Source organism: Gemmatimonadaceae bacterium (assembly GCA_016720905.1).
GTDB lineage: Bacteria > Gemmatimonadota > Gemmatimonadetes > Gemmatimonadales > Gemmatimonadaceae > Gemmatimonas.
This window is the reverse complement of sequence record JADKJT010000005.1, coordinates 263,430-284,389: the sequence shown is the minus strand read 5'-3', so window position 1 is coordinate 284,389 and position 20,960 is coordinate 263,430. Positions and strand designations below refer to the sequence as shown.

General features: G+C 63.4%; 17 protein-coding genes. 10 read left to right on the top strand and 7 right to left on the bottom strand.

The features are described 5' to 3' along the window. Position 1 precedes the first annotated feature (1 nt). The 5 genes from IPP90_07365 to IPP90_07345 all read left to right on the top strand — a co-directional run bounded on the left by IPP90_07365 (position 2) and on the right by IPP90_07345 (position 8,014). On the top strand, positions 2-1,099 hold the full coding sequence (locus tag IPP90_07365; GenBank protein ID MBL0170539.1) for a WYL domain-containing protein: 1,098 nt from the start codon (positions 2-4) through the stop codon (positions 1,097-1,099). Then, on the top strand, positions 1,092-2,036 hold the full coding sequence (locus IPP90_07360) for a WYL domain-containing protein (protein MBL0170538.1): 945 nt from the start codon (positions 1,092-1,094) through the stop codon (positions 2,034-2,036). Before IPP90_07365 ends, IPP90_07360 begins: the two co-directional genes overlap by 8 nt. A 106-nt stretch (positions 2,037-2,142) precedes the next feature. Then, entirely contained in the window at positions 2,143-3,426 is a 1,284-nt protein-coding gene (locus IPP90_07355) for a VWA domain-containing protein (protein ID MBL0170537.1), read from the top strand. A 330-nt stretch (positions 3,427-3,756) separates the two neighbouring features. Next, positions 3,757-6,606, top strand: coding sequence for an Ig-like domain-containing protein (locus tag IPP90_07350; protein ID MBL0170536.1), 2,850 nt, complete (start codon positions 3,757-3,759; stop codon positions 6,604-6,606). A gap of 205 nt (positions 6,607-6,811) precedes the next feature. Next, positions 6,812-8,014 (top strand): histidinol-phosphate aminotransferase family protein, encoded by a 1,203-nt coding sequence (locus IPP90_07345; GenBank protein ID MBL0170535.1) that lies wholly within the window; start codon positions 6,812-6,814, stop codon positions 8,012-8,014. 153 nt (positions 8,015-8,167) lie between these two features. Here IPP90_07345 and IPP90_07340 read toward each other — a convergent pair whose 3' ends face one another. The 4 genes from IPP90_07340 to IPP90_07325 form a co-directional block, all read right to left on the bottom strand. After that, the gene (locus tag IPP90_07340; protein MBL0170534.1) at positions 8,168-9,106 is read right to left on the bottom strand and encodes a DUF4382 domain-containing protein; all 939 of its coding nucleotides are present in this window, start codon (positions 9,104-9,106) and stop codon (positions 8,168-8,170) included. Positions 9,107-9,171: 65 nt separating this feature from the next. After that, positions 9,172-9,708 carry a prolyl-tRNA synthetase associated domain-containing protein gene (locus tag IPP90_07335; GenBank protein ID MBL0170533.1) on the bottom strand — a complete coding sequence of 179 codons (537 nt, stop codon included), beginning with the start codon at positions 9,706-9,708 and terminating at the stop codon, positions 9,172-9,174. 48 nt (positions 9,709-9,756) lie between these two features. Next, positions 9,757-10,536, bottom strand: a complete 780-nt coding sequence (locus IPP90_07330) for a 1,4-dihydroxy-6-naphthoate synthase (protein ID MBL0170532.1) — start codon at positions 10,534-10,536, stop codon at positions 9,757-9,759. Next, complete coding sequence (locus tag IPP90_07325; protein MBL0170531.1) at positions 10,529-11,107, bottom strand: hypothetical protein; 579 nt, start codon at positions 11,105-11,107, stop codon at positions 10,529-10,531. Before IPP90_07325 ends, IPP90_07330 begins: the two co-directional genes overlap by 8 nt. Before the next feature lie 87 nt (positions 11,108-11,194). On the opposite strand from IPP90_07325, the gene IPP90_07320 reads away from it, so the two are divergent. The 5 genes from IPP90_07320 to IPP90_07300 all read left to right on the top strand — a co-directional run bounded on the left by IPP90_07320 (position 11,195) and on the right by IPP90_07300 (position 18,247). Then, positions 11,195-12,607, top strand: coding sequence for an MBL fold metallo-hydrolase (locus IPP90_07320; GenBank protein ID MBL0170530.1), 1,413 nt, complete (start codon positions 11,195-11,197; stop codon positions 12,605-12,607). Beyond that, a complete protein-coding gene (locus IPP90_07315) occupies positions 12,568-14,127 on the top strand; it encodes an amidohydrolase (protein ID MBL0170529.1) in 1,560 nt (519 codons plus the stop codon). The genes IPP90_07320 and IPP90_07315 overlap by 40 nt, the downstream gene beginning before the upstream one ends. A 171-nt stretch (positions 14,128-14,298) precedes the next feature. Beyond that, positions 14,299-15,057 carry a hypothetical protein gene (locus IPP90_07310; protein ID MBL0170528.1) on the top strand — a complete coding sequence of 253 codons (759 nt, stop codon included), beginning with the start codon at positions 14,299-14,301 and terminating at the stop codon, positions 15,055-15,057. 193 nt (positions 15,058-15,250) lie between these two features. Further along, a complete protein-coding gene (locus IPP90_07305) occupies positions 15,251-16,513 on the top strand; it encodes a hypothetical protein (protein ID MBL0170527.1) in 1,263 nt (420 codons plus the stop codon). 486 nt (positions 16,514-16,999) lie between these two features. Then, a complete protein-coding gene (locus IPP90_07300; protein MBL0170526.1) occupies positions 17,000-18,247 on the top strand; it encodes an ABC transporter permease in 1,248 nt (415 codons plus the stop codon). 58 nt (positions 18,248-18,305) lie between these two features. On the opposite strand, the gene IPP90_07295 is transcribed toward IPP90_07300, so the two are convergent. From IPP90_07295 to IPP90_07285, 3 genes are all read right to left on the bottom strand, one after another. Further along, complete coding sequence (locus tag IPP90_07295; protein MBL0170525.1) at positions 18,306-18,929, bottom strand: carboxypeptidase regulatory-like domain-containing protein; 624 nt, start codon at positions 18,927-18,929, stop codon at positions 18,306-18,308. A 455-nt stretch (positions 18,930-19,384) separates the two neighbouring features. Beyond that, a complete protein-coding gene (locus IPP90_07290; GenBank protein MBL0170524.1) occupies positions 19,385-19,687 on the bottom strand; it encodes a carboxypeptidase regulatory-like domain-containing protein in 303 nt (100 codons plus the stop codon). Positions 19,688-19,870: 183 nt separating this feature from the next. Further along, complete coding sequence (locus tag IPP90_07285) at positions 19,871-20,503, bottom strand: carboxypeptidase regulatory-like domain-containing protein (GenBank protein ID MBL0170523.1); 633 nt, start codon at positions 20,501-20,503, stop codon at positions 19,871-19,873. Positions 20,504-20,960: the final 457 nt, after the last annotated feature.

Genomic DNA, 20,960 nt, shown 5'->3' with positions numbered 1-20,960 from the left:
CATGCCGCCCACTGACAAACTCCGCCGCTGGATTGATCTGCTGGCGGCGCTGCTCAGCAAGCAGACGCCGCTCACCTTCACCGAGCTCGCCCGGCGCGTGCCCGCCTACCTCGCCGATGGCAGCGTACTGGCCGGAAAGCCATCAGACACGCTCAAGCGCATGTTCGAGCGCGACAAGGACGAGTTGCGCGCGCAGGGCGTGCCCATTGAATCGGTAGGCGAACTCGGAAGCGAGCAATCGGCCTACACGCTCAAGGTGCGCGATTTCTACTTGCCCTATCTGGGCGTGGTGACCGCGCACGGCGTCCAACGGCCGGACAAGCTTGACCGGTTTGGCTATGGCTCCATCGAATGCTTGGCGTTCGAGCCCGATGAACTGCTGGTGATTGCCGACAGTGTCGCCCGCGTACTGCAGGTGGGTGATCCCATGTTGGCCGGGGAAGCGCGCAGTGCGCGTCGCAAGCTGGCGTTCGACTTGCCGATGGGGGCCACCGACGCGCCAACCACCGGCATGCTGGTGGAGCCTGTTCCGCAGGCTGATGCGCAGCTGCTGTCCACGCTGGGCGACGCGCTGTTCGCCCGCAAGCGCGTCACATTCAACTATCACAGCATGGCGGCAGATCGCGTGGCCACCCGCGCGGTCGAACCGTACGGTCTGTTTTTTGTCAGCGGCTACTGGTATCTGGCCGCGCGCGATGCGGACAAGAATGCGATGCGCAACTTCAGGGTCAATCGCATGACCGAGGCGAAAATCACCAACAAGGAGAAAGCCTCACCCGACTTCGATATTCCCGCCAGCTTCTCATTGCGCGCACACGCGAAGTCGCGGCAAGCCTGGGAAATTGGCGATATGGACGCGCTGGAGGCCGTGGTGGAGTTTCGTGGGCAATCGGGTGCCGTGCTGGCCGCGAGGGCACTGGGAAAACCGGATACCGACAACGCCACGGTGCGTCGCTTTGACATTCGACAACGCGACAGCTTCGCGCGCTGGTTGATGTCCTTCGCCGGCGACGCGGTTCCGGTAGCACCGGACTCACTGGTGCAGGAGTATCGGCAACTGGTACTGGCCACGCGCGCGAGGTACGTCACCCATGCCTGATACGGCCGCGCAACAACTGAAACGGATTCTGGCGGTCATCCCGCAATTTGCCGACGACAAAGACTATCCGATTGCCGCAGTGGCTCTGGCCGCCGGTACCACGCCCAAGCAGATGGTGCACGATTTCCAGTCCATCACGCAGCGCTTTGACGTGGCCGGGTTTGTGGACTGTGTCCAGATCCATGTCGAGCACGAGACGGTGAGCATGTTCACCAACGAGTTTTTCCGGCCTATGCGACTCACCATGTCCGAGCTGTGCGCCCTCGAGCTGGGACTCACCATGCTGCGTGCGGAGCGCACGCCCGCCGATTATGCCGCCATCGATGGCGCGATAACCCGGTTGCGCAAGGCCATCACCACGCTACCAGCGAATGATCGTCATGAATCGTTGCGTCATGCCACGCTGACCGACCTGGCCAACGGCGAACATCTGCAGGTCATTCGCACCGCTGTAAACGAACAACAGGCCGTGCGTCTGCAGTATCGCTCCAGCGGCGCCACCGAAAGCAAGTCGCGTGATGTGCGGCCGTACGCGCTGGTGTACGCGGAGCACATGTGGTATGTGGTGTCGCTGGGTGACGACAACGTGATGCGACACTACCGACTCGATCGCATCGAACAGGTGGAACTGCTGGACGAGCATTTCGAGAAGGACCACGCCGTGGCCGAACGCGTGTTGCAGGCCGGTCGCGCATTCGCCTCGGACACGACGCGTCGCATGACGGTGCGGTACTCGCCGCGCATTTCCCGTTGGGTGGCCGAACGCGAGGGCACCGCGCTGGCAAGCGACGGGAGTCTGACGCTGGAGCATCCGGTGGCCGACGACAGCTGGGCCGTGCGGCATGTGCTGCAGTACGGGCCCGAGGCGGAAGTGCTGGCTCCCGACGAAATCCGGCAGCTGGTGGCAGCGCGGCTGGAGGCGATGGCCAGCGCCTGAGGGGCGCGAAACGGGCGCTGTCAGACCCTCCCGGTATCCTCCCGCATGTCGACCACGCGCCCTGCATTTGCGCGCCGCGTCGATGCCACCTTCGCGGAGGAATACAGTGCCCGATTCGATGCAGATGACATTACGGAGCGATCGCTCCCTGTTGCGCGCCACCGCGCGGAGCACGCGGTACCTCGCGGTGTCGCTCACCGCCCCCCTGGCCGCGCCGCGTGACGGTCGCCTGCCCATTCATGTGGGCATTGTGCTGGACCGGTCGGGCTCCATGGACGGCGAGCAGAAGTTCACGCTCGCCACGCAAGCCGTGGAGCAGGCGCTGCGTATGCTGCGACCGCAGGATCGGTTCACGCTGGTGGTGTACGACACCGCCGTCGACGTGATCATGCCGTCAACCATGGCCACTGCGGGCGCCAAACGCACCGCATTGCAGCGCCTCACTGACGTGCACCCGCGCGGCGGCACCGACCTGTTTGCCGGATGGATGACGGCGGCATCGCAAATGACGCCGTATTTCACGAATGAATGTGTGAATAGAATGTTGCTGCTCACTGATGGCCTGGCCAATGCCGGCATCACCGAACCATCGGCATTGAAGACCGCGGCCGGTGACCTGCGTGCACGCGGTATTGCCACCACCACGTTTGGCGTGGGCGAGGATTTCGATGAACGCCTGCTGCGCGACATGGCGCACGAAGGCGGCGGCAAGTCGTACTTCATTCGGACACCCGCGCAAATTGCAGACCTGCTCACCAGCGAACTGGGTGAGGCGCTGGAGGTGGTGCGTCGCGGGGCGGTGCTGCAACTGGCGCTGCCGCCCGGTGCCCGTGGCGAGTTGCTCAATACCTATCGCACCACGCACGCGGCGGGTGACAATGAACTGCGCATTGAATTGGGCGACCTGACATCGGGCGAAGAGCTGTCACTGGTGGTGCGTCTCACGTTTCCGGAAGATCGCGAGGGCGCAGTCACCAGCGCGCGCGCGGTACTGGCCGACGGGGATCGTGTGTTGCCGGAGTGTGAGCAGAGCTTTGCATGGACGTACGGCAATCACGAGGCGAACGATGCGCAACCGCGCGACGTGGTGGTGGACCGCGAGGTGGCGGCGCTGTATGCCGGACGGGCGCGCGCCGAGGCCACTGAGGCCAATCGTCAGGGCGACCTGCCCGGGGCCCGGCGCGTGTTGGAGGCCACGGCGCGCCGCATTCGCGAATACGCGCGCGGTGATGCGGTGCTGGAGGCGCTGTGGCGCGAGCTGTTCGACGAAGCCGAGCGATTCTCGCGGAGGAAGTTGAGCGCGATGGAGCAGAAGTCGGCGTTTTTTTTGGCCGAGGCGCAACTGCACAATCGGGACTTTGAAGGGAAGGCGAGAAGGCAGAGGCGGTGAGGGGAGCGGTGAGCAGTGAGGGGCTTAGGGGTGAGCAACGGAAGCGTAGAGCGTTGAGGGCTCAGCCGGCGAGGGCAGAACTCAGTCCTACCCTCGCCGGCTGACCCCTCTAGCGCTCTACGCTTCCGTTGCTCGCCCCTAAGCCCCTCAACCCTCACCGCTCAAGTGCACGGCAAGGGATTCACCTACGAGACCACGGCACTCGCCCGATATGCAGCGCCGCCCGCCACGACTACCCTGCCCGCCAGCGGCATCCACTGACCGATTGGTCCCGTGGAGGTCCCGAAACACCTCCAGGCGAGATGCCGCTCCTGCAATACGGAGCGCACAATGCTCACCAATCTGTGGTCAAATCGCGGTCAGATCCGTCAGGCGTTCAACGCACGGACCTTGACCCTCGCGAGTGTGGCCCTGCTGTTCGCCTGCGGCGGCGGCAGCGATACGCCCACCACACCCAATCCACCTCCGCCTCCACCGCCAAACAACACCGTCACGTCCGTGGTGGTGACTCCCGGCAGCGTCGCGCTCAGCGTTCCCGCATCGGTTCAGCTGACCGCCACTGCACGCAATAGCGCCGGTACCGAGTTGACCGGCCAAACCTACACGTGGACCAGCTCCGCATCCGCCGTCGCCACCGTCGCGCAAACCGGCCTCGTGACCGCAGTTGCTGGTGGTACCACAACCATCACGGCCAGTACGTCAGGTCAACAGGGCAGCGCTCAGATTACCGTGAGCGCCAGCCCCTATGGCCCCGTACTCGATCGCAAGCCAATTGGTCCGGCCGGTGGCACACTCAGTGGCGCCGATGTGGCCGTGACAGTTCCAGCGGGACAGCTCACCGCCACCAGCACCATTGAATTGGTGCGCGACACTATTCTGCCAGCCGACGAAGGTTCGCCTCGCTCCGGCGCGCGCTACTTCGTGGAAGGGCTGCCGGTGGGAACGTCCATCGAGCCGCGCATACGCATACGCACCAGCGAATCGAACTCCGGCGTGGCGACCATTGCCGTGCGTAGCCCGATGCTGGTGTATGCGGCGTCTGACACCATGATGCTGGGCACCCAGTACGCTATCGCCACCGATTCCTCGGGATGGTGGGTGGCCACGGTGCACATCGTTGGACGCGACGCCGCGCCGGCCGCCGGCTTTGGGTTCCGCTCCAGCGTGCGTACCACCGGTAACGTTGCGTCGGCAGGGGTCATGCCCGATTGGGGCGCCAATCCCATCGACGCGTTCATCAATGTCGTATTGAACATGGCCGCCGAAAACACGGCCAACGGAAAGTTTCTGGTGCTGGGATCGAAGGCGATTGATCCCGCCATGCCAGACAAAGTGCACAAAGTGGCCGGACTGCTTGAGACATCATGGACCACGCTCACCGGCACGCTCGGCTACTCGGCCGCGCATCGCGCGCTCTGGCCCCTGCAAGTCGAACTCGCGCCCATCCCTGGCAACGGCGTGTTTTCAAGCAAATGGCCGTATCCGTGGGATCAGAACCTGAGCACGATTGGCTACAACAACGCGCGCGTGCCACACCCGGAATTCCCCGGCACCGTCATTCACGAAGTGTTCCACATGATGCAGCAGGGATTCATCGGCACGAAGCCGTGGAATTCCTACATTGCCAGCGGGTGGCTGATGGAAGCGACGTCCACCTGGATGGGTGGCAATCACCCGCTCATCGTGGCTCCGTATACCAACGAGACCGCGCTGTCCTGGAAGGACTCGCTGTACACCGGACTCGCCGCCGGCATGACGATGAAATCCGGCTACGGCAAGGCGCCGATGATCAAGTACATCGCGAATCGCTTTGGCAACGCGAAGGTGAAGGACATCTGGACGAGTGTGCAGGGTGGTGCCGACCCGATCGCGGCTATCGTGGCGACATTCCCCGAGCCGCCAGCGCAATGGTGGCCGCAGGTGCTGTATCAGCAGTGGGGTGGCTCGCTGTATCCGTGGACGCCCGCGCAACTGATGCCGACGTACCAGTACTACGGATTGGCGCTCACGGCCGGTGTGCAGGAATGGGAGTCTGATGCGCTCAAACCGCTGGGCGTGAGCACCAACATCTTGCTGCGCGATACGGCGATGTTCGGCCCCAACTTCCGTCTGCCGGTGTACCTGAGTCCTGTGTCAATGGGCAAGGGACGGTTGCTGGTGATGGAGAAGCCGGCCGCGGCAACGCACTTCCGCCCGATTGCCGGCACAGACACCGTGTTCATTCCGGGAAACCGGCTCATGACGACTGACACGGCCGTGATGATGCTGACGCGCACCGAAGTGGTTGCGCCGTACAACACCACGCGCAAACTCCTCTACACGGTTGACCTGCGACTTCCCGATGGCGACTGGTACATGCCCACCATCAAGAACGTCAACGATCAGGTCAAATTCGCCTGCGACACGGGCGTCACGATGACGATGGATCCGGCGGACAATGTCACGTCGGTATTGAGCTTCTTCGCGCAGGCCGGGACATGGACTCGCAAAGCCAACCCGGTCTACCCCGCCAGTTACGAGTGGGCCGCCGATCCGGTGATGGTCGACTCGCTGCGCGTGATGGGGATGACGCTCTCGTCCACCATTCGCGAAAGCCTCAAGGACACGGTGTATCTGCAGGCTCGCCTGCGTTGGGCGCCGAGTGCTTCGGCGATCAGCCGTTACAACACCAAGCTGGGCGGCACGAACAACCTGTCGTGGTGGTGGCTGCTACTGCCGATTGGCCTCGTACCCGTGGCGGTCAGCAAGAAAGCGCGCCGGTTCCTGCCGGTGGCTGGTGCGGCCGTTGTGCTGCTGATTGTCAGCTGCACGGGCATCGGACCCATCAACTGGACGCTGGACGAAACGTTTGACATGAGCTTCACCAAGATGCGCTGGACCGCCGATCCCAACGACGCCAATGCGACACTGATGGAACTGAACAACGGCGTTGGCAAGACGACGATCAATCAGGACATCCTGGAATACTGGCGCTACATCTACGACGACAAAGACGTGAAGGTCGACTCGGTGCGCGGTCGGTGTGTCGGGACGGGCTTTGCGACGTATTCGCCCAGCGGGGTCGCCTACGCGAACGGAGTGAAACCTCCAACGCCGCCGGACGATGAAGGCAACTTGTCGCAGATTCTGGAACGGTCGCTGCGGGTGCAGGGCGCGAACGTCCGGATCCGGCATCGGTAACGGCAGCACGGCAGGTACAGGTCAGGCACGCGCCCGTCCACCAGGACGGGCGCGTTGCTAAGGGTGGCCTGCCGCGCGGACATTCACCCGGCTCGCGCTCGGCGCGTCGTGAGCGTACTCTCAAGTGGATGTCTGCTGGGCCGCTCCCTCCCCCGCCCAGTCCGCGCCTCCCCCTCCCCTAGCTCCCGCCCCGAGGACTCGCGTCATGACCCCGTTCAACCTGTCTCCGCTTTCGCGCCGTCAGTGGCTCAAATCGTCCGGACTCGTCGCCGGTGGCGCGCTGGCCGCGCCCCGTCTGCTGCCCGCACTTGGCACACCCGAGGCGGAACCGGCGGTGGTGAACGGTCTCACCACCGAGGCAGGGTTCCTGGCCCACGAGCGCGATATCCAGCTGGAACGGAAGGCGGCCGGACCGATACGTCTGTCGTCCAACGAAAACCCGTACGGCATGGCCCCGTCGGCCAAGGCGGCCATCACCGAGCGCTGGTCGGAACACAGCCTGTACGGCAACGCGTCACCCAACGCGCTGCGCAAGGTGTTTGCCGCGCACGTGGGCGTGCCCGAGGAATGCGTGCTGGTGACCGCCGGATCGGGCGAGGTGCTGTCGATTGTCGCACTCGCGTATGGCATGCACGGCAGTGAAGTGCTCACGGCGTGGCCCACCTATGAGGGGCTGCCGCGATACGCCGAGACGATGGGCGCGCGCGTGCACAAGGTGGCGCTGGATGGCGACTATGCGCACGACCTGGAGGCCATGGATCGCCGCCTCGTGCAAGCCATCGACCTGGTGTTCGTGTGCAATCCCAACAATCCCACCGGCACACTCACGCACAACGCCAAGCTGCGGTCGTTTGTGAGCAACGCGTCACGCAAGTCGGTGGTACTGGTGGACGAGGCGTATCATGACTTCGTTGGCGACCCCACGTACAAGTCGATGATCGACATGGTGCTGGCGGGTGAGAACGTCATCATCTCGCGCACGGCCTCCAAGATTCACGGATTGGCCGGACTGCGCACGGGCTTTGCCATTGCGCGTCCCGACATCATTGCCCGACTGGCGGGCTACTCCACCAGCGCACCGAGCGTGTTCGGCGCGCGTGGTGCCATCGCGTCCATCGCCGACACCGCGTATCAGGCCATGTGCAAGCAGCGTAACGCCGAGGGTCGCGCGATCATGGAGACGGCGCTCAAGGGCATGGGCCGGAAGATGACCGTATCGCATACCAACTTCGTGTTTTTCCACGCCGGCATGCCGGTGGAACGCGTGCAGGCCAAGATGCTGGCGGCCGGATTCATGATTGGTCGCGCGTTTCCGCCGTACAACGACTGGGCGCGTATCAGCATTGGCACGCCGGATGAAATGCGCCAGGTGGTGGCGGCGCTGCCGGCTGCGCTGGCCATGACGTGAGGGGTGAGGGTTTTAGGGTGGGCAACTGAAGGTCGTGAGCGTTAGAGCGGTCAGCCGGTGACGGTAGAGCCTGGTTTTAACTCTACCGTCACCGGCTGACCGCTCTAATGCTCACGACCTTCAGTTGCTCATCCCTACTCACCGCCAGCGCAGCTACGGCAGCACGACCACACCCACGGGCGTATCCACTCCCGCCGTCACGCTCAGATTCTGCACCAGCATGCGGCCGCGCCCGCTCCCCGGCGCCGGATCAATCGCCACGATGTAACTCTTGCCGGCGTGCGCCGGAAATCCCGCCCAGTACGAGCTCCTGGTGACGTACGACAGCCGAAACGTGCCATCGGCCGCTGTCTTGCCCGTCTGCAGCATGATCCACGTGTTCTCGGGCGTTCCCGGGGTGCCCAGATACAATCGCAGCGCGGCATCGGCCACCGAAGCGCCCCCGGACGTCAACGCGCGCACCGTGCCGGTAATGGCGCCGGTGCGGCGGGAGTCGGCGGCGCGCAGCACGGGCGAAAAGATGAACCCGCTATCGGTGCTGCTGGGGTTGATCTCTTGCGGCGTGATAAAGGCCTTGCCCACGTCGTAGTCGATCACGACAATCGCGCCGACATCAGGCACCGAAATCTGCTCGTGAATCACTGCATCCAGTGTGGGACGACCGGCACTCGACTGCCATTGGATGCCCGGCGTTGTCCGCCCCGTGAGCACCGCGCCGCTCTTGAGTGTGATACTGGATGAATCGGTGTCGATGACCATGCGCACGGCGCTGATGGCACCAGTGGGCAGCGTTACCGTGCCCAGTTCATCAGTCACGCCGTTCTGGAGCGCCAGCAGGTTGATGCGACGACGCGGCGTGGCCAGCGTGACGAACCCCGCCGCGGCGGAACCGGTGTCCGGCGATAGCGACGCAGAAACGCTCACGATGTACAGGTCGACGCGCGCCACGCGATGGAACGGAAACGGGTCGTCGGTGATGAGCGTGCGCGTGACGCTGGTGCGTGGCTCGGTGCTGCCGGTGTCGCCGTCGCCACACGCCAGTGCAAACAGCACCGGCAACGCAATGACCGACATGGTGCGTTGAATATTCATGATGTATCCCTCCGGAAAAGACGCGTTGCAATCCAACGCGGTCTACGCGTGCAGCAAACTCCCATTCACGTTGCCTCACCCGAGCCACGGTGAGCATCGGGGATTGCCCGACCGGCATCGACTGGCACCTCCACCAACTGGTACGGGTGGCCAGTGGCCCGGAGAAATCGTTCGATTCCGTCCCTGGCAATGACCAGTGTCGCGGTGTTGACCAGCGGATGACACTGGAGCGCATCGGCGTCCCAGAGGTCCCGATCGATGAACACGGCCACCTCGTGGTTGGCGTCGTTGAGTAGCGCCAGCAGCGTGACCGAGCCTGGTTCTATACCCAGATACTTGTGGAGTCGTTCCGGCGACCCGAAGCTCAGGTGACCAAGTCCCAGCATTCCCGACAGCGACTTGATGTCCACCTGCTTGTCGGACGCTACCACGACCAGCACGTGTTGGCGGCCTTTCTTGTCGCGCAGGAAGAGATTCTTGGTGTGCGCACCGCGCAGCGGTGGCACGAGTTGATGGACTTCGGACACGGTGAACACCGCCGGGTGATCGCAGCGTTCGTAGGCGATGCCGAGTTCGTCGAGGAAGGCGTAGATGTCGGGCATGTGGGGTTATTGGGGAACTGCTTCTTACCGCAGGTTCAAAAAGCTGTTTCAGGCCCGCACCAGCCGTGCAATTGCCCGCCGCCCGTCCTCACCCACATCAAGGCTGTACCGGTTCACGTACAGCGCAATGTGCGCCGCGCACACCGTCTCCGACATCTCCTGCGCATGCTCACGCACATACGCGCGGCTCGCATCGGGATTATCAAACGCATACTGCACCGAATCGCGAATGGCCCGCTCGGCCGCCGCCACCAGCACGCCATCCAGATCGGCGCGCGCGCAAATCCCGGCCAGTGGCACCGGCAACCCCGTCTCGTTCTCCCACCATTCCCCCAGATCCGCGGCCCGCGACAACCCGTGCTCGGCGTACGTAAAACGGCTTTCGTGGATGATGAGCCCGGCGTCCACATCGCCGCTGGCCACAGCCTGCAGGATGCGATCGTACCGCATCTCCACCACCTCGCCAGGCACCGGCGCGGCCAAACGCAGCAGTCGATACGCCGTGGTCTCGCGTCCCGGAATCGCCATGCGACCCTGCACGGCCTCGGCAAGCGACATGGGCGTGCGTGTCACCACCAGCGGTCCTACGCCCTGCCCCAACGCAGCCCCGCTGCGCAGCAGCCGATAGGTGTCACCCACACCGGCGAACGCCCCGACGCTCATCTTGGTGAGGTGGAACTCGCCGTCATGCGCGCGACGATTCAACTCCTCGATATCCAGCAATACCGGCCGGATGCGAAACGGCGCGGACACGAGGCCGTGCGCCAGTGCATGGAAGGCGAACGTGTCGTTCGGGCACGGCGAATAGCCGAACGTCAGCTCACGCATGCTCCAGACTCCGACGAGTAAGTTCGACGAGCGCCCGCGTTGCCACGAGAATGGACGTAAACGCCGTGTCAAAGTGCCAGCGGGCCCGGTCGGTTTCCTCGATGTCGTTGGAAATGGCGCGCACCTCAATGGCCGGCACGCCAGCCAGTTGCGCGGCACGCAGGACCCCAAAGCCTTCCATGGCCTCCACGTCACAGTCGGTGGTGCCGCCAACTCTGGCGCTGGTCCCAATGACCAGCGTCGGTGCGTTCGGGAACGCACGCTGCACCGCGGCCAGCAGCCATGGCGACGCAACCACTGTCCGCGGTGCCCATTGCTCGGGTACCATCAGGTCGCAGTAGCGTGACTCGCTGCCAATCACCAGCGAACCCGGCGCCAAGGCGCGTTGCCGCCGAGCGCCGGCGATACCGACATGCAGAACAGCCTCCGGGCGATGCTGCGCAATGGCTGCGGCGGTCGCGGCCGCCGAGTCCACGGGCCCCACGCCACATTGCAGCGCGAGCCAATCGTACGGCTCCGCGAGTTCGCGCGCCGTGGCCGCCACCACCAGAATTCGTGCGCGATCACTCATAGTCTCTGAAGTCTAAGACCCTGTCCGACGGGCGGCGAGCGGTCCGGCGTCGCTGGCACTTTGTGGCCGTGGGCGTAGCTTGGGATGATGACTGCCTTCCGCTCCCATCGCGCCGCCGCCGCGGCACTCGTCCCGGTGCTGTGCGGAGCGCTCGTGGCGTGCGATCAGCAACCCGCACCGCGCGTGAGCGATACCACGGCCTCAACGGCCACCGTGGCCGCCGCATCCTGGTGCGCCTCCCTGCCCCGCCCGGCCAACGCCGCACTCGAGTTGGTAGACGCCGGCAGCGACTGGTTCACCGTGTACCGCGTGGAACCCGATGTGTATGCGCTGGTGGAGTCGCGGCAGTTCCAGGAGGCCATTTCGTATCTCATCGTGGGCACCCATCGCGCGTTGTTGTACGATGCCGGTATCGGACTGGTGCCCATGCGGCCCACCATCGAGCGACTCACCAAACTCCCGGTAACGGTGCTCAACTCGCACACGCACTTCGATCACGTGGGCGCGAACCATGAGTTCACCGACATTCTGGGCATGGACACGCCATTCACGCGCGAGAAGGAGCGCGGACGACCGCATGCCGATATTGCCGACGAAGTGGAGGCCGGGAGTTTCTGCGGGAAACCGCCGGCCGGCGTTGACACCGCGGCGTTTCGGTCGCTCCCCTTTACCATCACGCGTCGCGTGGCCGACGGTGATACGATCGACCTCGGCAACCGCAAGCTGGTCATTCTCGCGGCACCGGGGCACACGCCGGACGCCATTGCGCTGCTGGACCCGGCGCACGGACTGCTCTGGACCGGCGATTCGTACTACGACTCCGCCATCTGGCTGTTCTCACCGGGCACCGATCTGGACGCGTACGAACAGTCCATGACGCGTCTGGCGAAACTGGTGCCCGTGCTGCACCGTTTGCTGCCGGCGCACAACACGGCCACGGCAGATCCGTCACGACTGACCGCCGTGGTAGACGCCGTGCGCACCATGCGCGCCGGTGGTGGCGTTCGCACGCCGGAGGGTGCCAATCGTGTGCAGGTGCGTGTTGGTGACGTGACGTTCATGATCGGGGCGGGCGGCGGGCGCCGCGCCGCCCCTCCGGAGGTAGCGCTGCCCCCCCCCCCGGGGGCCGCCCCCAACGGCGGCGGGGGGGGGGGGCCCCGGGGGGGGGGGGAAGAAACGCCCGGGGGGGGGGGGGAGGGGGGGGTTCCCGTTGGGGGCGCGGGGCGGAGCCTTTTCGCGCCCCTGGAGACAACGATGTACAACCGTCGCTCACCACGCGATTCCACCCGTCGCGAGTTCATGGGGCTCACCGTTGCCGGTGCGGACAGTGGTCGCCGTCCGTCCCCCTTCCGGGCTGCCCGCGGCCCGTTTCGCGTCGGCGAACGGGACTCCTGGCTGTTGACCCCGGCACCTGGTGGCCTTGGGGTGGTGCACAGCGCCTCAACGCCAAGGTCTACACAATGGACAGCGCCACACCGCGCGCCGAGGCGTTTGCGGTGAGCAACAATCGGTTCGTGGCCATCGGGACGTCGGCCGCGATGAAGTCGTTGGTGGGCAAACGCACCCAGGTGATCGATGCCAAGGGCATGACCATCGTGCCGGGCTTCATCGACACGCACAATCATGCGGGCGGCACCACCCTGTTGTACGAAGTGCTGGTGGGCAATCCGTTCGAGGTGGAGTTCGTCACCATCCAGAGCATCATCGACAAGTTGCGCGAGCGAGCGAAGCAAACGCCGCCGGGCACCTGGGTATCGGGCTACTTTCACGACGACACGAAGCTCAAGGACAAGCGCCAGGTCACGCTGCGCGACCTGGACCAGGTGAGCACCGCGCATCCGGTGGTGGTGCGTCATCGTGGCGGGCACACAGCGTTCTACAACAGCAAGGCCTTCGAGTTGGCCAAGGTTACCAAGGACACGCCCAACCCACCGGGCGGGACATTCGACAAGGACGCGAACGGCGAACTGTCAGGACGGGTCACCGATCGTGCCATGAACATGTTGAGCGCCGCCGGCAAGCGTCCGCAGTATTCGGCGGCCGAGAACGACAAGCGGGAACGTGATGGCATGGCGCACATCTCCAAGGAGTTCGCGCGCTATGGTCTCACCACGGTGCATCACGAAGGCGGCGACCTGGCGGCCATTCAGGACGTGCGCGCGCGCGGCGATCTCAAGCACCGTGTGAGCTATGAGGCCAGTGGCGCCGTGCTGGAGGGGATGATCACCAGCGGTATCAAGAGCGGCTTTGGCGATGACTGGATTCGCTTTGGTGCCACGTCGGAGCATACGGTGGACGGCTCGTTCTCCGAGCGCACGATGGCCATGAGCGTGCCGTACACCGGCACCGACTACAAAGGCAACGTGACCGAAACGCAGGCCACGCTGGACGCGTGGGTGGAGCGCGTGCATCGCGCCGGCATTCAGGTGAACTGTCATGCCAACGGTGACGTGGCCATCGACATGTACCTCACCGCCTTCGAACGCGCGCAGCAGAAGGCTCCGCGCCCCGATGCGCGTCCCAAGATCACGCACTGCACGCTCATTACCGACGATTTGGTGAAGCGCATGAAGGCACTGGATGCCATTCCGGCCATGTTCACCACGTACGCGTACTACAACACGGACAAGTTCCCGTTTTACGGCGAAGCGCTTATGAAGCGCAGCATGGCGTTCCGCACCATGCTGGATGCGGGCATCCACGCGGCCGCGGGATCGGACTTCAGCCCTGGGCCGTTTGCGCCGCTGATGGGCATTCAGGGGATGGTGACACGCACCGGATGGGACGGCACGTCCTGGGGCGTGAACCAGCGCATCAGTGTGAGCGAGGCCATTCGCGTGAACACGTTGAATGGTGCGTACGCGGCGCATGAAGAGGGAATCAAGGGATCGATCACCCTGGGCAAACTGGCCGATTTCGTGATGTTGTCCGATGACCCGCATACGGTGAAGGCAGAGGTCATCAAGGACATCGCCATCGTGCGCACGGTGGTAGGGGGGGAGCAGGTGTTTGTGCGATAGTCGGAATGGGAATGGGAATGGGAATGGAGACGGGAGACTGAAGACCGGAGAAGGGAGACGTCCAACCGGCAGACACGCGCCGGCCCTCGAAGCGTCTCCCGTCTCCCGTCTCCCGTCTCCCGTCTTCCAGACACAGTGGCCCGAACTACGCGTCGGCGGTAAACTCCCCTCATGGACCTCCCCCAAGCCCCCGCCGGCAACGGCCAACATCCCGTTGTCCTCGTTGTGATTTCCGCCAACGACCTCGCCGCCTCCAGCGCATTTTACGTGTCGCTGTTCGGCTGGCAGATGATGAAGATGTCCGACGAGTTGACGGCAGTGAGTGCCACGGCCGGCCCGATGATCGCGTTGCGCGCCGGCATGCCACAGGGATTCCCTGGCGTGGTGCCGTTCATCGGCGTCACCGATGTTGATGCGATGCTCCAGCAAGCGGTTGCCGCGGGCGGCACGGTGGAACGCGCCAGTTGGAAGATTCCCATGATGGGGACATTGGCGCGCTTCAAGGATGTCTCGGGCACCATTTACGGACTCACCAACGCGGTCTCGCCAATCGGATCACCGCGCGTGCCGATGCCTTTTGGCACCAACCCCAAGCCGCCTGCCGGCACGATTTGCAGTCTCGAGATGTTCTCGGCCGGCGATGCCACACCGCAGTTCTTCCACGACGTGTTTGGCTGGGGCACGCTGCCCACCATGCCGGCGTTTGTCGCGTTCGATCCCGGCGCCGGCATTGGCGGCGTGTACCAGACACACACACCGGCGTTGCCAGCCGTGGCGTACATCTATGTGAACGATGTCGCGACTACGCTCACAGCCATTGATGCAGCAGGCGGCGCACGATTGGGCGACGCGATGAGCATGCCGGGCATGGGGACCTTCGGATATTTCAAGGACCCCTCGGGATCGAGTATGGGACTGATCGGTCCGTAATTGCGCGATGGACGCGCATTCACTACCAAGACATCCCGGAACGAACAGTGTGACGGGCGAATCACGCTTTCCTTACACACATTCGGCGAATCCCTGATCTCCATTCGCCGCGCGTTGCCGAAATCTTATTGCAAGTGATTGTTTACCGTAATTGTACGTACTTCACGAATACAGCCCGGAGCGGGCTTGCCATATGACGAAACACGGATTTGCGATTCTGCTCGCATGCGCGATGCTCGCCGCCTGCGAAGGACCCATGGGGCCTGCCGGTACGTCGGGAGAAGACGGCAGCAATGGCACCAACGGCACCAATGGAAAAGATGCCAACTCGGTCTGCTTGTCATGCCACGCCTCGCTGAACATGGCGGCGAGAAACAGCGAGTATCAACTGTCGAAGCATTTCACCGGTACCACGAGTTCCCGGAATACCAAGTATTGCGCGCGCTGTCACACCAACGACGGGTTCCTGGAAGTCTCGGGCGCTGGCACCGCGGTGGTGGCCAACGACATTCCGAATGCCACGCGGATTACGTGCGGGACGTGCCACAAACATTCCGGTTTTGATTTCGTAGTGGACACCAGTGCGCAGATTCTGCGCGCAACGTCGCCCGTCCTTTTGAACTACAACAAGAACCTTACCCCGACGGATTTCGGGAAGATCAACAACCTCTGCACCGGATGCCACCAGATTCGCGGCGTGACCTCCGAGCGCTACACCGACTCGCTGGGCGTCATCAAGACGTTCGCGCAGCTCCCCTTCTTCCCGTTCTCGGCCACCAAGGACGACAACGCCTCGGTCAACTATCAGGTTGGACAGAGCTTCTCCGTCCACGACGGCAATCAGTCGAACCTGTTCAAGGGCATCAACGGGTACGAGTACACCGGCATGACGTACACGCGGACGTGGATGCACTCCAACAACTCGTGCACCACATGCCACATGAACAAGTACGACGCGGTCAACAAAGTTGGCGGCCATACGCTGAAGCCGAACATTCCCCTCTGCGAAAATTGCCATCAGGCTGATCGGATCCTGCCCACACAGGCCAAGATCGACGCCAAGCGCATTGAACTCGGTGAACTGCTGACGGCCCGAAAAGTGTTCAGAAAGTCCACCAACAGCTCGGGCGTGGTTTCGTACTCCGCCGTGCAAACGCACGACTTCTACGGGCGCCTGTTCCCCACCACCGCGTCCTCAACGCTGTTTGCCACGGCGCTGGCCAGCGCCAACACCGTCTCCCCGACCACCGGGTTGGTGGTGTACGGCAACACCGTCACCATGGCCACGGACGCCAGTTGGGCGACCCGGATTGGCCGGCCGTGGAAGTATGGTGAGCTTGGCGCCGCATACAACTACGGCTACATCAACAGCGAGCTTTCAATGGGCGTGCACAATCCTGTGTATGCATTGCAACTGCTGCAGAATTCCATTGACTGGCTGAAGAATCACCCGTAAGGCACGCGGATGGATCGCGATGTGCAATGCTGGTGAGGCGTGGGCACCTTCGGGTGCCCACGTTGTGTTTAGGGGCCGGAGCGGTGAGCAACCGAAGCGTTGAGCATTCAGGGGTGAGCCGGCGAGGGCAGGACTGGGGTCTACCCTCGCCGGCTCACCCCTCTCGCGCTCAACGCTTCGGTTGCTCATCCCCCCCAACCCCCAAAACCCCCCGGCGACAAAACCCCCCCCCCAAAAAACAAAGCCCAACCGGCGGCGGCCCCCCCCCCACCCCCCCCCCGGCCCCAAAACCCCCCACCTCCGGCCCCTCACCGCTCCCACGCTCAGCGATGTTTGTCAACACGCTTTGGAGACTCGGCAGCGTGCTGATTCAAGGTTCCGGGCAACTCCCTGGCACTTCCCAACCGGTTCCGCGTATTTCGAGGAGAGGTACGACCGACTTTTCGCACGAAAGAGGATGTCCATGCTCCAGACGGGTAGTCCCGCATGATCACCGCCGTCCTTGCCGCAGTCAGCGTGGGCGTCGGCGCGCTACGCGACAATCCACTCCGCACAATCCTCTCCACGCTCGGCGTGATTGTCGGCGTGGGCGCGCTGGTGTCGGTGCTCTCGCTGGGAGACGCGATGGAGTCCTTCGTGCGCGGGGAATTGGCGCGCACGACCGATGTCCAAGCCGTCACCGTCCAGGTTCGGTCGCGCATTCTGGTGGACGGCGAGTGGGTACCGGTGCGGGATGTGCCGATTTTCACGCCCACGCATCTGGAGCAGCTGCAGCGCGAGCTGCCGATGGTACGCGGTGCGGCCATGTTTCTCAATGGCAGTGCGCGGGTCGCGTGGCTTCGGTCCGGCAAACAGCGTCAAGTGGGCATCACCGCCACCACGCCCGGCATTGACGCGTTTGGAAAAACCGCGCTCGCGGTCGGTCGACCGTTTACAGTGGCCGAAGCCACCCACAATGCACCCGTCATTCTTCTTTCCTATCGACTCGCCGCAGAACTGGCCGCCGGTCGTCCTGCGGAGTCTCTGTTGGACGAATGGGTGCGCGTGCGGGGACTGCCGCGGCAAGTGATCGGCATCTTTGCCGCGTTTACCGGTGAGTTTGGCTACAGCGCCCGCGTCCCGTACTCGGCGGCCGGCGCCGTGTTCGGGCCCAACTTTTCCCGGAATGCGCCGCAACTGATGCTGCAGGCGCGAACGGTGGAGGATCTCCCGGGCATGCAACACGGCATCGAGGACTGGCTCGCCAGTCGTTATCGCAACTGGGACGACAAGGTGGAGATCAAGGCGATGGAACAGCAGTTGGAACAGGTGACCCAGGGGTTCGGGGTCATGAAGCTGTTCCTCGGCACCCTGGCCGGCATCTCGCTGCTGGTGGGCGGCATTGGCATCATGAACATCATGCTGGCCAACGTGACCGAGCGCACCCGCGAGATTGGCATTCGCAAAGCGTTGGGCGCGCGTGCGCATGACATCAACGTGCAGTTCCTCACCGAAGCCGTGACCATTGCCTGCTTTGGGTGTGCACTCGGTGTCGCGCTGGGCGCGACGATCACGGCGGGCGCAGTGATGGGCATCCGCGCGTGGTCGAAGGTGGAGAATCTGCATTTTGTGATTTCGCCGAGCACGCTGCTGGTGGCGGTTGGCTCGTCGGCCGTGATTGGTCTAGTGTTCGGCACCTATCCCGCGCGGCGGGCCTCGCGGCTTAGTCCGATCGACGCCATACGCCACGAGTAATATCTTGGCTGCGCTACCGCTCGGCTACACCTATTGCACGCGGCCCACGAGGACTGATCTACTTCCGCCAAATGAGGATTACCGCGCAGGCGTCATCGAGATACTCGCCAGGAATGCGCGCGACGCCGCTGTAGACTTCCATGAGCTGGATGGAGGAGGGGGGGATGTCTCTCACGGCAGTGTGGGCATCCATCCCCCCGAACCCATGGTAGTTCGTCCATCGCGCGCCATCCACCCATACATGAATATTTCTGCTTGTCTTGCATCGCGCGAAGTCAAACCTGCCATCCCCGGTGACGCGTACACCGGGTGTCCGCATGAGCAGGGCGCTCACATCAAGTGGGAACAGGCTGTCAATCTGCTCTCTTGAAAAGAAGTATCCCGTGCTGCGCCGCATTCGCGAGTATGCATCCGTAAGGCGCACCGGAAAGTCGATGCGCTTCCCCGAGATGGTCATGGTCGCGATGGCTTGCGCCGACGACATCATCGCGACGTTGACTACAACCTCACGATCGGCGATAGCCACGACCTTCATCACCACCGCCTCGAAGCCTATCCGCCGAACCCGCACCCGGTATTCGCCTGCGGCCACGCCGGCAAACCGAAAGGTGCCCAGCGAGTCCGTGCGCGTCTGTCGGTCACTCGGATCCAGCGCCACGGCCGCGTCTCGCAGTCGCCGCACGGAATCGCCGGCGACATGCACAGTGCCGACAAGAGTAGCCGTCTGTGCGTAGGCAGCTCTACCTGGGCTCAGGCAGGCAACCACAAGACCGGCACAGCCAAGTGAGCTGCGCCTCATTGAGCCGGCATGTCAGGAGGAGAGGTTGGTTCGAGGATTGAACTACTTTCGCCAAATGAGGATTACCGCGCAGGCGTCATCGAGATACTCGCCAGGAATGCGCGCGACGCCGCTGTAGACCTCCATGAGCTGGATGGAGGGAGGGGATGTATTTCACGGCGGTGGGGGCGTCAACCACACTTTCACCGAATCTGTTGTAGTTCGTCCAACGAGTGCCATCTACCCACGCATGCACGTTTCTGCCAGTATCGCACCTTGCGAATTCGAAGCCCCATTCCCGATGACGCGAACACTCGGTATTCGCATCAAGAGAGCTTTCATCATAGGGAAACAGGCTATCAATTTGCTCGTGTCACGAAGTATCCTGTACTCCGCCGCATGCGCGTGTACGCATCCGTTAGACGTACCGGATAGTCGACGCGCTTTCCCGCGATCGTCATGGTCGCGATGGCCTGCGCCGAGGACACCATCGCGACATTCACCGAAACCTCGCGGTCGGCGATGGCCACGACCTTCATCACTCTCGCCTCGAAACCCACGCGGCGAACACGCACCAGATATTCGCCCGCGTCCACACCGACGAAGCGAAATCCGCCAAGCGAGTCCGTACGGGTCTGCCGACCCGTCGGTTCAAGTACCACGCCAACGTCCCGCAGTCGCCGCACAGAATCACCGGCGACATGCACAATGCCGACAATTGCAGCCGTCTGTGCGCAGGCATCTCGACCCAGGCTCAGGCAGGCGCCGCAATACCGGCACAACCAAGCGAACTGCGCCTCATTGAGCCGTCATGTCGGGAGGGCGAGGTTGGTTCGAGGATTGAACTACTTTCGCCAAATGAGAATCACCGCGCAGGCGTCATCGAGATACTCGCCAGGAATGCGCGCGACGCCGCTGTAGACCTCCATGAGTTGGATCGAGGATACAGGGATATCCCGCACGGCCTTGGTGGCGTTCACGTTGATCAATGTGTCACGTGAGAAGTACTTCGTCCATCGTGTGCCATCAACCCACACATGGACGTTTCTTTCAGTGTCGCATCTCGCGAATTCGAAATCACCCATCCCGATGACGCGAACGCCAGGTATCCGCATCAGCAATGAGCTCACGTCGCGGGGAAATAGGCTATCAATCTGCTCTCGTGTCACGAAGTAGCCCGTGCTGCGGCGCATGCGCGTGTACGCCTCCGTGAGCCTCACCGGATAGTCAATGCGCTTCCCCGCGATCGTCATGGTCGCCAGGGCCTGCGCGGAGGGCTGCATCGCGACGTTTACTGCAACGTCGTGGTCGGAGATGGCCAAAATCTTCATGACCACCGCTTCGAAGCCTATCCGGCGAACCCGCACTCGGTATTCGCCTGCAGCCACGCCGACAAAACGAAAGGCGCCCAGCGAATCCGACCGGGTCTGTCGAGTGGTCGGATCGAGCACCACATCGACATCTCGAAGCCTGCGCACGGAATCGCCGAAAACATGCACCGTGCCGACAATCGTGGCCGTCTGGGCCTGGGCGGCTGGAGCCGCGCTCAAAACAAGAGCGAAGCAGCTGGCGCGGCTGAACAGATGGTGTCTCATTCGGCGTCCATCTCAGAAAACTACAACTACCTGTGTCGATTGGCCAAACCGTGAATGACTCGTGTCCATTCCTGCCCCCTGGCGTCTACATCAATACCTCGGATACCTAACGAGTAGCGCGTCCATCGAGCCCCAGTTCGCACTTGCCCGGCCGCTCTCCCACCGCGGCTCAACCAAGCAATTCCGCCGCAGTGAAGGAGGTGCTCGATCCCGTAGGCGCCCGCAGAGCGCGCACGATGTTGCGACGCGGCTGTACGCAGAAGTCGCGCAGTACCCATTCAAACGTCAGCGCTTGACTCGGCGCATGCGCCGAGCGTACCCTCCAACTGCGGGCAACACT

Excerpts from the sequence above, each read along its gene's own strand:
- IPP90_07300 (MBL0170526.1), top strand. The coding sequence starts at position 17,000 with ATGATCACCGCCGTCCTTGCCGCAGTCAGCGTGGGCGTCGGCGCGCTA.
- IPP90_07335 (MBL0170533.1), bottom strand. The coding sequence starts at position 9,708 with ATGCCCGACATCTACGCCTTCCTCGACGAACTCGGCATCGCCTACGAA.
- IPP90_07345 (MBL0170535.1), top strand. The coding sequence starts at position 6,812 with ATGACCCCGTTCAACCTGTCTCCGCTTTCGCGCCGTCAGTGGCTCAAA.
- IPP90_07305 (MBL0170527.1), top strand. The coding sequence starts at position 15,251 with ATGACGAAACACGGATTTGCGATTCTGCTCGCATGCGCGATGCTCGCC.
- IPP90_07315 (MBL0170529.1), top strand. The coding sequence starts at position 12,568 with ATGGACAGCGCCACACCGCGCGCCGAGGCGTTTGCGGTGAGCAACAAT.
- IPP90_07365 (MBL0170539.1), top strand. The coding sequence starts at position 2 with ATGCCGCCCACTGACAAACTCCGCCGCTGGATTGATCTGCTGGCGGCG.
- IPP90_07360 (MBL0170538.1), top strand. The coding sequence starts at position 1,092 with ATGCCTGATACGGCCGCGCAACAACTGAAACGGATTCTGGCGGTCATC.
- IPP90_07340 (MBL0170534.1), bottom strand. The coding sequence starts at position 9,106 with ATGAATATTCAACGCACCATGTCGGTCATTGCGTTGCCGGTGCTGTTT.
- IPP90_07350 (MBL0170536.1), top strand. The coding sequence starts at position 3,757 with ATGCTCACCAATCTGTGGTCAAATCGCGGTCAGATCCGTCAGGCGTTC.
- IPP90_07320 (MBL0170530.1), top strand. The coding sequence starts at position 11,195 with ATGACTGCCTTCCGCTCCCATCGCGCCGCCGCCGCGGCACTCGTCCCG.
- IPP90_07330 (MBL0170532.1), bottom strand. The coding sequence starts at position 10,536 with ATGCGTGAGCTGACGTTCGGCTATTCGCCGTGCCCGAACGACACGTTC.
- IPP90_07325 (MBL0170531.1), bottom strand. The coding sequence starts at position 11,107 with ATGAGTGATCGCGCACGAATTCTGGTGGTGGCGGCCACGGCGCGCGAA.
- IPP90_07310 (MBL0170528.1), top strand. The coding sequence starts at position 14,299 with ATGGACCTCCCCCAAGCCCCCGCCGGCAACGGCCAACATCCCGTTGTC.